This window comes from Herbaspirillum sp. 1130 (assembly GCF_017833835.1).
Classification (GTDB): Bacteria; Pseudomonadota; Gammaproteobacteria; order Burkholderiales; family Burkholderiaceae_D; genus Herbaspirillum; species Herbaspirillum huttiense.
Genome location: NZ_JAFICQ010000001.1, coordinates 1,762,337 through 1,776,188 on the forward strand (window position 1 = coordinate 1,762,337; position 13,852 = coordinate 1,776,188).

Here is a 13,852-nt window from a genome sequence, read left to right on the forward strand (position 1 = left end):
CCCACTTTGTTGAGTACTGTTCAATGCGAGCTTACGGGGCAAGCCTCCGGGGGGCATTGACGTGTATCAAGTGGAAAGAGAGCCAAAGAAAAATGCAGGCAATTGAGGCGTTATTTGCACGAACGGGCAGGCGCGAGAGCAGATCAGGCGGGATCGTGCCGGTCCTGCTGCGGGGGAATGTCGTCGTCGTGGAGGATGCGCATGGCCGGTCCTTCGAGATCATCGAACTGACCGCTGTCGGAGGCGCGGAAGAACACCCAGATCGCCAGGAAGACCAGCAAGGTACTGAGTGGAATGAGGAGATAGAGCGCTTCCATCAGGCCCCTCCCGCCAGCGCTGGCTGGACCGCTGGAGCACTTGCCGGCACCTGCCGTGCCGCGCGCGTGGCACGGCTCAGGCGCAGTGCATTGCCGACCACCAGCAGCGAACTGGCCGACATCCCCACCGCCGACATCCACGGATCAAGCAGCCCGAAGGCCGCTGCCGGAATGGCGAGGAAGTTGTAGACGCTGGCCCACACCAGGTTCTGGCGCACGATGCGCATGGTCCGGCGGGCCATCTGCGCACATTGTGCGACGGCCGACAGGCGATCACTCATGATGACGGCATCCGCACTGACCTGGGCCAGAGCCGCACCTTTGCCCATCGCGAAGGAGACATCGCCTGCGCGCAGCATGGCGGCGTCATTGATGCCATCGCCGACGATGGCCACCACCGCCCCGCCCTGCTGCAATTGGCGCACCACCTCCAGCTTGCGTTGCGGCGTGCAGCCGGCGATCACTTCGTCGATACCGACGGCCGCTGCTACCTCGGCGCAGACCTCGGGCTGGTCACCGCTCAGGAGGATCACCCGCAAACCCTGCGCACGGAACGCAGCCACGGTATCCACGGCATCCGCACGCAATGCATCGGCCAGGTCGAAGCGCGCCAGCCAACCTTGGCTGTTGCCCAGGTAGACCGAACCGGCCGCTGCCGCAGCGGGCTGGTTCAGTTCGGCAGGCACGGATTGTCCTGCGATCTCGGCCACGAAGTGGCGCGCGCCCAGGCGATGCGGCACGCCATCGATGACACAATGCATGCCCGCGCCCGTGACGGAGCCGAGCTCGGCGACGTCGCAAGCTGCACTGCCGCGACGGTCGGCCTCCTCCACCAGCGCCTTGGCCAGCGGATGCAGACTGCCGCGCTCCATGGCGGCGGCGACCGACAGGGCCTGCGCCTGGGGAATGCAGCTCCACAACGCCGTCATCTGCGGCCGGCCTTGCGTGAGCGTGCCGGTCTTGTCGAAAAGGATGGTATCGGCACGCTGCAAGGTCTCCAGCACGTTGCCGCGCACGACCAGCGTGCCTTCGCGCAGCAGGCGGTCGGTGGCGGCAGCCAGGGCCGATGGCGTCGCCAGCGACAGCGCGCAAGGGCAGGACACCACCAGCACCGCAATCGCGGTAGCCCAGGCGCGCGCCGGATCGATCAGATGCCAGGCAATGAAAGTGATCGCCGCCAGCAGCAGCAAGGCCACCACGAAGCGCGAGGCCACGATGTCGGCCCACTGCGCCAGTGCCGGCTTGCCCTGTCCGGCCTGCTCCGCCAGACGGGTAATGGCCGCGAGCGTACTCTCGCGCGTGGTGCGCACCACGCGCAGCAGCACCGGCTGGCTCAGGTTGACCGCGCCGCCGGGCGCTTCCTGACCGGGCTGGAAAGCTTGCGGACGGCTTTCGCCTGACAGCAGCGCCAGGTCCAGTTCAGCCACGACTTCGAGCAGACAGGCGTCGGCGGCGATGGTGTCACCGGGGCGAGCCAAGATCACGTCACCGGCCTGCAATTGGCTGGCGGCCACCAGCGTCGTCTCACGTTGCAGCGGATACCCGCGCAGTACCAGCGCCGACGCCGGGAAAGCCTGTTGCATGCGCTCCAGCGCGGCCGCCGATTTGCGCCGCGCGGCAGTCTCAAGGTAGCGGCTGGCCAGCAGCAGGAAAATGAACATGCTCACGCTGTCGAACCAGATCTCGCCCTCGCCGCGCCAGGTGGCGATGGCGCTGCCGGTGAAGGCCGCAGCAATGCCGATCGCCACCGGCAGGTCCATGCCCGGCGCACGCGCCCGCAGTCCTGCCCAGGCACCGGTAAAGAACGGCAAGGCCGAATAGAACACCGCCGGAATGGTCAGGAACAGACTGGCCCAGCGCATCAGCGCCATCATGTCGGGATCGATGCCTTCATGCGTCATGTAGACCGGGATGGCATACATCATCACCTGCATCATCGACAGCCCGGCGATGAACAACTGGCGGAACAGGCGGCGGCCGGCGCGGCGCGCCTGCTCGCCCTGGCGCAGCGGATCAAAGGGATAGGCCGTATAACCCAGGCCGTGCAGGCCGCGCAGGATGGTGGAAGTAGAACAGCGCGCAGGATCGCGGCGGATATGCAGGCGCGCACTGGCCACGTTGAGTTCGGCCATGTCGATGCCGGGCATCCGGGCCAGGTATTTCTCGATCAGCCAGACGCAGGCGGCGCAGCGCAAGCCATCGATGGAAAGCACCAGTTCCTGCGCGTGGTCCCCTGCGTCAGAAACTTCACTATCGGCTGTCTGCACGGGCAGATCCACCAGGGCCAGCTCTGGCGGCAGCAACTGTTCTGGATCGATGCGGGCAGAGGGAACGGTCCGCCGCAGGTAGAAATCTTCACATCCGCTCTCGACGATGAGCCGGGCCACGCTCTGGCAGCCCACGCAGCACAGGGTCCGGTTGAGCCCACCAATGTCCAGCGTCCAGGACTCCCCCGCCGGCACCGTCTGGCCGCAATGGAAACACAGGTTCGCCGCATCACTCCCGTCGTTGTGCATGCTCATCCTCCGTGCACCGGACTGACACAGAACACGTCAATCCAGCCGCGCGCAATGCCCAGGCCGCCAATCTCGGCGGCACGCAGCAAACCCAACAACCCGAAGGCCAAGACGATCACGCCGGCGCTGCGCCGCACCCAAGGGCGCGCAGCCAACTGGCGCAAGCGTGCACCGGACATGCCGGCCACCAGCAGCATCGGCAAGGTGCCCGCCCCGAAGGCCAGCATGGTCAGCGCGCCTTGCACGGCGCTGCCGGCCATGAGGGCGGTGAGCAAGGCGCTGTAGACCATCCCGCACGGCAGCCAGCCCCACAGGCTGCCCAGCAGCAGCGCCTTGACCGGCGTATCCACTGGCACCAGCCGCGCTGCATGGGGACGCAGTCGGGACCAAAGACCGCTACCCCATTGCTCCATGCGGGACAGGCCGCTCCACCACTGGGTGAGGTACAGCCCCAGCAGGATCAGGACAAGATTGGTGATGACGTAGGCCACCGTCTGCGCCGGTGCCAGCCAGCCCAGCACATCGGCACCGCGCAGCAGGCCGGCGGCGATGCCGCCGGCCAGTGCGCCGGCCAGCGCGTAGCTGGACAGGCGACCGAGGTTGTAGCCCAGCACGCGCACCAGATCCTGCCCGAAGGCCTGGACCTGGGCGGAGCCGGCGACATGAAGGGGAATGATGCGATGCGCCGCACGCCCCCGCGCTGCGGCCATGGCCAGCGCCTGGGTGGCGACCGCCGGGGCAAGCGGCGGCGCGGCTGAACTGAGCGCACCGATGATGCCGCCGCACATGCCGATGCAATGGACGCTGCCCATCAGGCCTACCAGGAAGATCGGCAGCAGGTTCATCGACGCGCCCCGCTCACACGGTCTGCGAATAACGCTGTGGTGTGTCCTTGTTCTGGCTTGCGGCTTTTTCGCGGTCCTGGTTCAGATAGCGGTCGAACACCATGCAGATGTTGCGGATCAGCAGACGGCCCTTGGGCTCGACCGTGATCCATTCGGGTTCGATATTGATGAGGCCGTCCTCTTCCAGTTGCTTCAGCTTTTCCATCTCCGGTGCGAAGTATTCGCGGAAGACGATGGGATAGGCAATCTCCAGCGAATTGATCGACAGCTCGAAATTGCACATCAGCCGCTGGATGATCAGACGGCGCAGCACGTCATCCATGCCCAGCTGGATGCCGCGGGCGATGGGCAGCGTGGAATTTTCCAGGCGGGCGTAATAGCCATCCAGGGTCTTTTCATTCTGGCTGTAGCTGCCGCCCACGGCGCTGATGGCCGAGACGCCGCACGCGACCAGGTCGGTCTCGGAATGGGTGGAGTAGCCCTGGAAATTGCGATGCAGGCGGCCCTGCTGCTGGGCGATGGCGAGATCGTCAGTGGGCTTGGCGAAGTGGTCCATGCCGATGTAGACGTAACCGGCGCCGGTCAGCTGGCGGATGCACAGCGACAGCATGTCCAGCTTGCTGTCGGCGCTGGGCAGGTCTTCTTCCTTGATCTGGCGCTGGGTCTTGAACAGCGCCGGCATGTGCGCATAGTTGTAGACGGCGATGCGGTCCGGGCTGGCGGCGATGACCTTGGCCAGCGTGCGCGACATAGACATCACGTTCTGCTTGGGCAGCCCGTAGATCAGGTCGATGCTGACCGAGCGGAAGCCGGCTTCACGCGCGGCAGCGATGATCTGCAGGGTCTGTTCTTCGGATTGCACGCGATTGACCGCCAGCTGGACTTCCGGATCGAAATCCTGCACGCCCAGGCTGATGCGGTTGAAGCCCTGCTCGCGCAGCTTGTGGACACGCGCCACCGACACCGTGCGCGGATCGATTTCGATCGAATATTCACCCACGTGATCCGGAGCCAGCGTGAAGCTGTGGCGGATATGGTTCATCAGGTCCGACATCTGCTCGTCCGAGAGATAAGTCGGCGTACCGCCACCGAAGTGCAGCTGCTCGACCTGGTTCATGCCGGAGAAGAGCGAGCCCTGCATGCTGATCTCGCGCTTGAGGTAGCTCAGGTAGAGCGCGGCCTTGGCGCGGTTCTTGGTGACGATCTTGTTGCAGGCGCAGTAATAGCAGATGGTGTCGCAGAACGGGATGTGCAGATACAGCGACAGCGCCCGCCAGGCGCTCATGTTGCGGCGGTCGGAGACCGCATGCAGGTAGTCGGTGACGGCGAAGTCACTCGAAAAGCGATCTGCCGTGGGATAGGACGTGTAACGCGGACCACGCTGGTCCATTTTGCGCAGGACGGCCTTGTTCATGCCGGCGAGACTGGCGGATGGATGCAGGATGGACGGATGGGCGACTTGCATGCGATGCTCCTGGCCGGCTGCCACGCCGGACTGACGCGGCGCGCACATGCGCTGGGCCGCGAGCCCACCGGGCGAGCTGGTATTGACTGGAGCTTGCAGAATAGACAGATCACTGCAGGACCGCATTGATGTGCATCAAAGGGTCAGGACCTGTTGCCGGAGCGGCATCTACAGCAAGCCTGAAACCGCCGTCTGTGGTGCCAATGTCACGCGGCGTCTTCGTCCTGCCGCTTTTTGATTGCATTTCGGTATTGTCGCGCTTTACAGAGCGATGTGCCAAACCCTAGGCTGCGATGGACGGCATCTGACCGTCTTTCATCTTCAATCCCGGGGGATTTCTTCGTGCACCGTTTCCAACTTTCCTGCGCTTGTCTCATCAGCCTGGCTGCCCTTGGCAGCACCGCCCAGGCCGCCAATCTCGGCCTCAGTGGCGAACTCGGCACTACCGGCGTGGGCGTCCACCTGAGCGTGCCGCTGGCGCAACAGCTCAATGCCCGCTTCGGGGTCAACTATTTTGATTATTCCTTCAACTCCAGCACCAATGATGTGAACTACGATGCCAAAGCCAAGCTGCGCACCTTCGATGCGCTGCTGGACTGGTTCCCGTTCGACAACGGCTTCCGTCTCTCCGGCGGCGTGGTCTACAACGGCAACAAGATCGACGCCACCGGCAAACCCAAGGCCAACGGCATCTATACCATCAATGGCAACGTCTATACCGCTTCACAGGCAGGCCAGGTCGATGGCCGCATCGATTTCAAGAAGTTCGCGCCCTACGTGGGCCTGGGCTGGGGCAACGCAGTCGCCCCGGCCAAGCCGGGCTGGGGCTTCACGGCCGACCTGGGCGTGATGTTCCAGGGCAATCCCTCGACCTCGGTCAGCAACTCCGGCTGCAACGCCCCCGCCGCAATCTGCGCGCGCCTGGCCACCGACGTGGCGGCCGAAAACGCCCAGCTCAGCGACAAGGTGCATGGCTACAACCTGTATCCGGTGCTGCGGGTGGGCGTGAGCTATCAGTTCTGATTGTGCTCTTCGGCCTTGCGGGCCGATCCGTAACAGGCCCGCAAGGCGCGATAGTCGTAGTAATGGCTGCCCGGCGAAAGCCGCGCAGCATTGCAGTCCGGCTTGAAATCCATCTCCGCTTCGTTGTACAGCAGGCGCACCACGGTGCGTCCTGCGGCATTGGCGAACATGTCCCATTGCAGGTTGGCGGCCATCGGCGCGATCAGCGCGCCACGCCAGCCATTGCTGGCCGGGGCATAGGGTTCGCGCTCGGTCACCTGCTGCGATGCGCCGGGCAGGCCCAGCAGCGCAGCCAGCGGGATCACGATCTCGGCGTGGGCGAACCGCAGCTTGGCCAGATGGCGACGCTGCCCGCGTTCAATGGCATCGGCCTCATCAAAAAAATCCTGCAGCAGGATGCGCGCCATGCGCCAGGTCACATCGCCCTGCTCCACCATGCCCGGCCCCTTGCTGTAGAAGTCTTCAGCATCTTCAGCCTCGGCATAACGCTGCGCCGCCAACGGCGGCATGAATCGTTCAAACTCCTTCACATCGCTGCCAGCCTGCTCCAGTTCGCTGCGCATGCCGGCACTGATGGCATAAAGGTCATACAGCGCCCAGGCGGCCTGCAAGCCGTTGACGATCACGCTGCGGCCATCGCCGGTCAGCGTGCTGGTGTAACGGCCATTGGCGCTGGAAAATGTCAGCGTGCCGCTGTTGCTGAAACGGTAGCTCCCCTGCCCCAGCCGGCTCAGAAAATCCGGCTTGAACAGCTGTGCCAGGACCACATCGGCCGCCTCCTGCAAGCGCGGATCCTGCCGGATGCGGGCCAGTTGCGCCTGTAAGGCCGGACTGCGGGCATAAGCCTGGTAGGCCTGGCTGTCGCGCCAGGTCTGCAGGCGCAGCGCCTGCTGAGGATCCGCGCCGGAGGTCTCTGCCGGGGGAGTCTTGGGCAAACGGTGGAAATACAGCAGATAGGCATCGCTGGACGGCCCCTGCACCTGGTCGCGCAGACCAGGGCGGACCACCAGCAGCGCCCGGGTGAAGGCCTCGGCACTGTCCACTGCGCGATCCTTGCCGGAACTGACCACGACCACCGCGCGCCCGGCGCTGCCGGCCTGATCGAACAGGCCGGGCAGGCGCTGCACCATCCGGTGCGCCAGATCGGCATGCTCCTGCAAGCCGGTCCGGGTCTCGTTGCCATAGCCGGGCTGGCTGATGCCGGGCACCCCGGCCCCGAGCAAGAAGTTGGCGCGCAGCATGGCCTGCAAGGCCGGTCCCAGTTCGCGGCCCAGCGGGGTCAGCGCATCCTCCTGTTCGGCTTGCTGCCACAGTCGATACAAGGCCAGATCGGATTTCATCCCCGTCAGGCCGCGTGATCCATGGCGCGCCAGCAGTTGCGTGAACACCGGTTCATATCCAGGCGGAACCGGCTCCAGGCTGGCCATTGTCTGGCGTGGTGCGTAGGGGGTCTTGGTCTGGCGATCATCACGATCGGCGGCCTGCGCCAGGCTGGCGGCCAGCAGCATGCCACTCAGCCAGACAGAGGCCCTCGCGGGCTTATGGGAGAACAGGCCACCGATCATGTTGTTTCATCCTTTCCGAATCAGGAAAACCTTGGCACTCAGAAGTCTGCGCGCACGTTCAGGTTCAGGGTACGCGGCGCACCCACGTTCAGATAGGTTTCCTGATAGTAGGTCCAGTACTTGCGATTGGCCAGGTTGGTGATGTTGGCGCTCCAGGTCGTCATGTGGCCACCGATGCGGGTGCGATAGTTCAGCCCGGCATCAAACAGGCTGTACGGCGAGAGCATGTTGGCATTGGCCGAATCCAGTGCCATGGTGCCGACATACTGCGCGCCGGCATGCAATTGCAAGCCCGGCAAGGCCGCCACGCGATAGCTCAGTTGCGCCCCGGCCTGCATATCGGCCGCACCGACGGCACGCTTGCCGTTGACCGCGGCCGCCGCATGAGTGATCTCCGAGCCCATGACCATCACGCTGCCATCCAGGCTCAAATCACGCGTGAGCTGCAGCGAGCCATTGGCTTCCACGCCGCGATACACGCTCTGGCCATCGGCCACGTAGACGTTGGCGCTGTTGATGTACTGCGAGCCGCGCTCGATGCGGAACAATGCCAGGCTGCCGTTCCAGCCATCGTGCTCGGTCTTGACACCGACTTCAGCCTGTTTGCTCTTGATCGGCGCGAAGGTCTGGTTGGCATTGACGGTAGTGGTCGGGGCGGAGGCACTCTGCTCGAGTGCTTCGGCATAGCTGACGTAGACCGTGGTATCGGCGCGCGGCTTGTACATCACGGCTGCCGTCGGGCTCAGCGGATTGGCGGTGAAGCGCGCGCTGGTGGTGTTGGCAGTGCCGTAGGCGGTATCGATGTAGTTGGTATAGCGCACACCGGCCAGCACCGACCAGCGCTCGTCGAACTTCATCGTATCGCTGGCGAAGAGCGCGGTCTGGGTGGTCTTTTCATCGCGATACGTGCCGCCACTGTAGTTGACGCTGTCGGCCGAGTAGATCGTCGGCGCATACAGGTTGCCGGTGCCGATGTAAGGCTTGGGCGTATTGACCGAGGAGGTCGACAGCAGGTTCTGCGCCATTGCACCGAACACCAGCTCATGCTGGAGGAATCCAGTGCGCACCTTGCCCTGCACCATGGCTTGCGCCTCGTTGAATTCATAGCCGTGGTATTCCGAGGTCACACGATCACGGTAATTGCCGCTGTTGCTGGTGATGTAGTACTGGTCCTTCTTGTAGATGCGTACCGATTCGGAGTGACGCACGGCGACGCTGGCCTTCCAGTCATCCGAAAGACGGTAGTCGGCGCTCAGCGTCACCAGTCGGTAATCGACATCGGTGAAGGAGCCATTGCTGTAGAGCCGGGTCGTGCCATCCAGCGGCGAAGGAATCCTGAATCCGCTGACGATGACATCGGTACCGCCGGTGGCGATGCGGCGCTGGTAGATGGCATCCAGCCGCACGGTCAGGTCGCTGGTGAGGCGGGCATCAAAGGATGCGCCGATGGACTGGCGGTTGATGCTGCCGTGATCGGCCTCGGTATCGCCGCTTTCGTTGACCAGGTTGACGCGGTAACCGAAGCGCTGGTCCTCGCCAAAGCGCCCACCGGCATCGACATGTTCCTTCCAGGTACCGCCGCTGGCATAGCCGAGATCGGTGGCGAAGAAGGTGTCATCGGTCGGACGCTTGGTGACGTAATTGATGATCCCGCCCGGCGAGCCGAAACCATACATGAAGCCGGACAAGCCCTTGAGCACTTCCACCTGATCGAACATCTCCAGCGGCATTTCGGTACCGCGGTTGATGTTGGCCAGGCCATCGATCTTGTAGCCGTTCAGGTCATCCAGGCGCAGGCCGCGCACCGAGATGGTGGCCGGGTGCGTGCCATTGACCGGACTGTTGTTGCTGACGCTGGCGTCGTACTTCAGCACCTCGGCCAGCGAGGTGGCCTGGCGATCTTCGATCTCGTCGCTCTTGACCGCGCGCGTGGAGAACGGCGTCTCCAGTTCGGAGCGATCACCGAGGGCACCGCTGCTGACCTTCTCGGCCAATTTCTTCTTGTCGGCGCTGTCGGTGACGGTGATCTGGGGCAGGACGCTGTCATCGGCCTGCGCCATCAGCGGACCAGCGCTGCCCAGCAGGAGGCCGGCGCCGAGCAGGGCACGGCGCATGGTGGACGGACGGAAACGGGCAATGCGTGTGGAAATCATGTCGGACTCGCAGTGGATGTGGAGAGAGAGGGAGTTGATTTGGCTATGCAATGGACCGACCGGGCAATGCCGGTCAGTCTTCTCTTTTTTATCGGGTCGTTTTCGTGTTCATGGCCGCGGATCAGTCACGAAGCCGATCTTGGCCAGCCCGCCTGCCTGTGCCATGGCCATCACCTGTGCCACTTTTTCGTAGGGCGTGGTGCGGGCTGCTCGCAGATGCAGTTCCGGCGGCTGCGGTGCAGAGGCTGCCTTGCCGATGCGAGCCTGCAGTTGCGACTGATCGACCGGTTCGTCATTCCAGAAGGTCTTGCCGTCGGCATCGATGGCGAGGTTGATGCTGTCCGGCTTGAGCGTATCGGGTTGGGCGGTGGCGCGCGGCAGGTCGATCTTGACGGCGTTGTTCATGACCGGGACCGTGATGATGAAGATGATCAACAGCACCAGCATCACGTCCACCAGCGGTGTGGTGTTGATTTCGGGATTGAAGTCATCGTCCGAATCGGAGAGGGAACCCATGCCCATCATGCAGCTCCCCGCGTGCGCAGGCGCAGGGCCGGGGCCTGTTCCGGCGCGGCAGAGGCGGAGTCGGCGCGCGCCCCGGTGACGAACAGCGCATGCAGTTCGAAACCGAACTTGTTCAGTCGCGCGATGATGCTCTTGTTGCCGCGCAGGAGCGCGTTGTAGCCAAAGGTGGCGGGAATGGCCACTGCCAGCCCGAGCGCCGTCATGATCAACGCTTCGCCGACCGGACCGGCGACCTTGTCGATGCTGGCCTGGCCGCTGCTGCCGATGGAAACCAGGGCGTGGTAGATGCCCCAGACCGTGCCGAACAAGCCCACGAAGGGAGCCGTCGAACCGACCGAGGCCAGCACCGCCATGCCCGACTGCAGGCTGGCCGAGGCTTCATCGATGGCCTGGCGCAGCGACAGCGTGACCCACTCGCTGACCGGCAGACGATCCTGCAACTGCCCTTGGTGCGTGGTGTGATGATCGACTGCGCCTTGGCCGGCGCTGGCAAGCGCGGCAAAGGGATTGTCACGGCCCAGCAGGGTGATGCCGGCGGCGACGTTGCCGGCCTCCCAGAACGCGTGGCCTGCGGCGTGCGCCGGAGTACGGTAGCGCCACAATTGCAGGGCCTTGGTCACGATCACATACCACGAGGCCATCGACATCATCGTCAGCAGAAGCGCCACCGCCTTGGTGACGACATCGCCTTGCGACCACAGGGCCGTGAGGCCGTAGGGACTTGCATCCATTGCTGATTCCTTTCGTTCGGGGTTACTGCGTCAATTGAAATTTGATCGGTACGACCACATAGGCAGGCAGCGCCCTGCCCTGCTCCACATAGGGCTGGAAGCGCGCGCGCCGGACGGCCTCGCGCGCGGCCTGGTCGAGGCTGGCGATGCCGGAAGAACGTTCCAGTGCAATCTGCTCCACCCCGCCCTGGGCATCGATCAGCACGCGCAGCAGCACCTCGCCTTCATCGCCGCGACGGCGGGCCGCAGCGGGATAGACCGGCTGCGGTGCAGTAAGGTACTGAACGCCGCTGGTAATGACGGGCGGGCGGATCATCGGGGCGGCCGGCGTCACCGGGGCAGCGGCGGCCTCGGGCGCAGACGCTGGAGCAGCTGGCGAGGAAGGAGCAGATGGCGCGGATGGCGCGGATGGCGCGGATGGCGCAGACGACGTATCGGCAGAAGTGACCATGGTCGGCGCGGGTGCCACGGCCTGACGGGTGTGCGGCACGGGTGTCGGCCGCAATGGCACAGTGCGCACGGGGGCTGCAGGATGCGGTGATGTCGCAGGCAAGGGCGGCTGCGGTGCGGACTCGAGGAGCGCCAGCATCACGGTGGGCGGTACCGGTGGCTTGGCGGTGGACGCTGGCAAGGCGTGCATCTGCGTGGCCAGCCACAGCAAGCCCAGATGCGCAGCCAGCACCAGCAGCGCCGGCTGCGCACTGCGCAACATGGCTGCACCGTGAACCGTGCGCTGTGGAGAAAGAGGGAGGGATGACAGCATGACTCTCGCCGCATCGCGCGGCCTTGCTCTGAAAAAAGCAGGAGTCTAGGCAGTCAAGATGACCTCGCCGTTACGCATCGATGACAACGGCGTCAGGAAAGCCCCGCGAGATGTAAAAATTTGTTGGCAGCATGCCGGGGCAGTGAACTCTGCGGATCAGATCGGGAGATCACGCCTCTCTGTGTCCTGCGGAGGTGGCACGCCAGCAGAGGATCGATCCGGCGCACACCAGCGCCGCGCCGACCCAGAACGACGGCGGCAGCGGCGCACGCAGCAGCGCGGCCGACAGTGCCGAGGACAACACCGGGATGAAATACGATGCCCCCGCCATCACCGTCACGTTCCCGTGCAGGATGCCCACATTCCAGGCCGCATAACCCAGCCCCATGGCGGCAGCCGCCAGCAGCAGATAGACCAGCGCGGGCACGCTGAAGGAAAGTTCAGCGGCATGACCGCCCAGCAGGACCTTCACCCACAAGGCCAAAGCCACCAGCATGAAGAAAGGGGTCACACCGTTCCTGCCCTCGGCGATGCGGGTGGTCACGGTGCAGTAGGCCGCCCAGATCAGGGCACCGATGAAGGCCAGGCCGTAGCTCAGGGGATTGTCCTGAATGTTGGCCAGCATGACCGGCAGGTCCAGGCCCTGATTGCCGCCCAGCACCCAGCAGATACCCAGCATGGACAGGATGAAACCCGGCACCACCAGCAGCGTCGCGCGCTGCCCGCCGAAGAGAATCGCCGCCACCAGCGTGAAGGTCGGCCACAGGTAGTTGACCATGCCCACTTCGATGGCCTGGCGGCCGCTATGGGCGTAGCCGATCGAGAGCGACAGGCACAGTTCATACGCCACGAACAGCGCGCTGCCCCACACCAGATACCTGCGCGGGAAGCTCGACAGCCGCGGGAAACCGACCGACACCATCAGGAACAGCGAGGCCACCGTATAGATGGCTGCCGCGCCGCCGGTGGCACCGAGATGTTCGCTCACGCCGCGGATCAGGCCAACGATGGCGCTCCACAAGACCACGGCGCTCAAACCGATCAGGGTTGCCTTCTTGCTGTTCATTGCACCTGCCCAAAAGCGCAAGAGTTTACCTCAAGGGCCGGGACCGGGCCTTGTGATAAAATCCTGCCCCTTCTGTCCGGTCTTCGGTGGCCATTGCCCGCGCGGCGGCCGGACGTGTTCCATGGGTTCCCTCGCCCCCATTCATCAAAAAGGTTCATATGACAACACTCGACCTGCGCCGCCATGCCGCGCTGCTTACCTGGCTTTCGCTGTTTCACCTTCTGGTGATCACTTCCAGCAACTACCTGGTGCAATTGCCCGTTTCGATCTTCGGGCTGCATACCACCTGGGGCGCCTTCAGCTTTCCTTTCATCTTCCTGGCGACCGATCTGACGGTGCGCTTCTTCGGTGCGCCACTGGCCCGCCGCATCATCTTCGCGGTGATGCTGCCGGCCCTGTTCATCTCCTACGGCATCTCGGCTCTCTTCTACATGGGCCAATGGCAGGGCTTCGGCGCGCTGGCGCATTTCAATGTCTTCGTGGCGCGCATCGCGGCGGCCAGCTTCATGGCCTATGTGCTGGGGCAGGTGCTGGACGTGCAAGTGTTCAATCGCCTGCGGGCTTCGCGCCACTGGTGGCTGGCACCGTCGGTATCGATGATCTTCGGCAATGCCAGCGACACCATCGCCTTCTTCTCCATCGCCTTCTGGCGCAGCAGCGATCCCTTCATGGCCGAGCACTGGGTGGAGATCGCGCTGGTCGATTATGGCTTCAAGATCGCCATCAGCCTGCTGTTCTTCCTGCCGGCATATGGCGCGCTGATGTCCTTCCTGAAGAGCTGGTTTGGCCGCCCCTTGGCGGCCGATCCGGCTTGAGTCCTGCAGCGATTTCCATCCAACGGTAAACTTGCGGCTTTGCGCGGTCTGCCCTGGCCGCGCCCTCC

At 64.3% G+C, this 13,852-nt stretch carries 12 protein-coding genes; 2 read left to right on the forward strand and 10 right to left on the reverse strand.

From position 1 onward, the window contains the following. Nucleotides 1-143: 143 nt before the first annotated feature. Genes ccoS through hemN form a run of 4 tightly spaced genes read right to left on the reverse strand, consistent with a single transcriptional unit; the run spans nucleotide 144 to nucleotide 5,143 of the window. A complete protein-coding gene (gene ccoS, locus JOD78_RS07840; protein ID WP_039784822.1) occupies nucleotides 144-317 on the reverse strand; it encodes a cbb3-type cytochrome oxidase assembly protein CcoS in 174 nt (57 codons plus the stop codon). Next, on the reverse strand, nucleotides 317-2,833 hold the full coding sequence (locus JOD78_RS07845) for a heavy metal translocating P-type ATPase (protein ID WP_209567008.1): 2,517 nt from the start codon (nucleotides 2,831-2,833) through the stop codon (nucleotides 317-319). The genes ccoS and JOD78_RS07845 overlap by 1 nt, the downstream gene beginning before the upstream one ends. A gap of 2 nt (nucleotides 2,834-2,835) precedes the next feature. After that, nucleotides 2,836-3,678, reverse strand: a complete 843-nt coding sequence (locus tag JOD78_RS07850) for a sulfite exporter TauE/SafE family protein (protein WP_209567010.1) — start codon at nucleotides 3,676-3,678, stop codon at nucleotides 2,836-2,838. 13 nt (nucleotides 3,679-3,691) lie between these two features. Continuing rightward, on the reverse strand, nucleotides 3,692-5,143 hold the full coding sequence (gene hemN / locus JOD78_RS07855; protein WP_121042220.1) for an oxygen-independent coproporphyrinogen III oxidase: 1,452 nt from the start codon (nucleotides 5,141-5,143) through the stop codon (nucleotides 3,692-3,694). Between the two features lie 468 nt (nucleotides 5,144-5,611). Between hemN and JOD78_RS07860 the strand changes: the two genes are divergently transcribed. Continuing rightward, nucleotides 5,612-6,166, forward strand: coding sequence for a hypothetical protein (locus tag JOD78_RS07860; protein WP_121042222.1), 555 nt, complete (start codon nucleotides 5,612-5,614; stop codon nucleotides 6,164-6,166). On the opposite strand, the gene JOD78_RS07865 is transcribed toward JOD78_RS07860, so the two are convergent. The 6 genes from JOD78_RS07865 to yddG all read right to left on the reverse strand — a co-directional run bounded on the left by JOD78_RS07865 (nucleotide 6,157) and on the right by yddG (nucleotide 12,969). Then, nucleotides 6,157-7,674 (reverse strand): histidine-type phosphatase, encoded by a 1,518-nt coding sequence (locus JOD78_RS07865; RefSeq protein ID WP_209567012.1) that lies wholly within the window; start codon nucleotides 7,672-7,674, stop codon nucleotides 6,157-6,159. The two genes, JOD78_RS07860 and JOD78_RS07865, sit on opposite strands and share 10 nt — an antisense overlap. Before the next feature lie 95 nt (nucleotides 7,675-7,769). Then, the gene (locus JOD78_RS07870) at nucleotides 7,770-9,884 is read right to left on the reverse strand and encodes a TonB-dependent siderophore receptor (RefSeq protein WP_245201999.1); all 2,115 of its coding nucleotides are present in this window, start codon (nucleotides 9,882-9,884) and stop codon (nucleotides 7,770-7,772) included. Between the two features lie 108 nt (nucleotides 9,885-9,992). Beyond that, the gene (locus JOD78_RS07875; protein ID WP_134136219.1) at nucleotides 9,993-10,406 is read right to left on the reverse strand and encodes a biopolymer transporter ExbD; all 414 of its coding nucleotides are present in this window, start codon (nucleotides 10,404-10,406) and stop codon (nucleotides 9,993-9,995) included. Next, the gene (locus JOD78_RS07880) at nucleotides 10,406-11,140 is read right to left on the reverse strand and encodes a MotA/TolQ/ExbB proton channel family protein (RefSeq protein ID WP_121042224.1); all 735 of its coding nucleotides are present in this window, start codon (nucleotides 11,138-11,140) and stop codon (nucleotides 10,406-10,408) included. Before JOD78_RS07880 ends, JOD78_RS07875 begins: the two co-directional genes overlap by 1 nt. A 22-nt stretch (nucleotides 11,141-11,162) precedes the next feature. Further along, nucleotides 11,163-11,903: an energy transducer TonB gene (locus JOD78_RS07885; protein ID WP_209567013.1), complete on the reverse strand. Its 741-nt coding sequence runs from the start codon at nucleotides 11,901-11,903 to the stop codon at nucleotides 11,163-11,165. Nucleotides 11,904-12,072: 169 nt separating this feature from the next. After that, the gene (yddG, locus tag JOD78_RS07890; protein ID WP_209567015.1) at nucleotides 12,073-12,969 is read right to left on the reverse strand and encodes an aromatic amino acid DMT transporter YddG; all 897 of its coding nucleotides are present in this window, start codon (nucleotides 12,967-12,969) and stop codon (nucleotides 12,073-12,075) included. A 158-nt stretch (nucleotides 12,970-13,127) separates the two neighbouring features. Here yddG and JOD78_RS07895 point away from each other — a divergent pair, with 158 nt between their 5' ends. Further along, complete coding sequence (locus tag JOD78_RS07895; RefSeq protein ID WP_039784818.1) at nucleotides 13,128-13,784, forward strand: 7-cyano-7-deazaguanine/7-aminomethyl-7-deazaguanine transporter; 657 nt, start codon at nucleotides 13,128-13,130, stop codon at nucleotides 13,782-13,784. Nucleotides 13,785-13,852 lie beyond the last annotated feature (68 nt).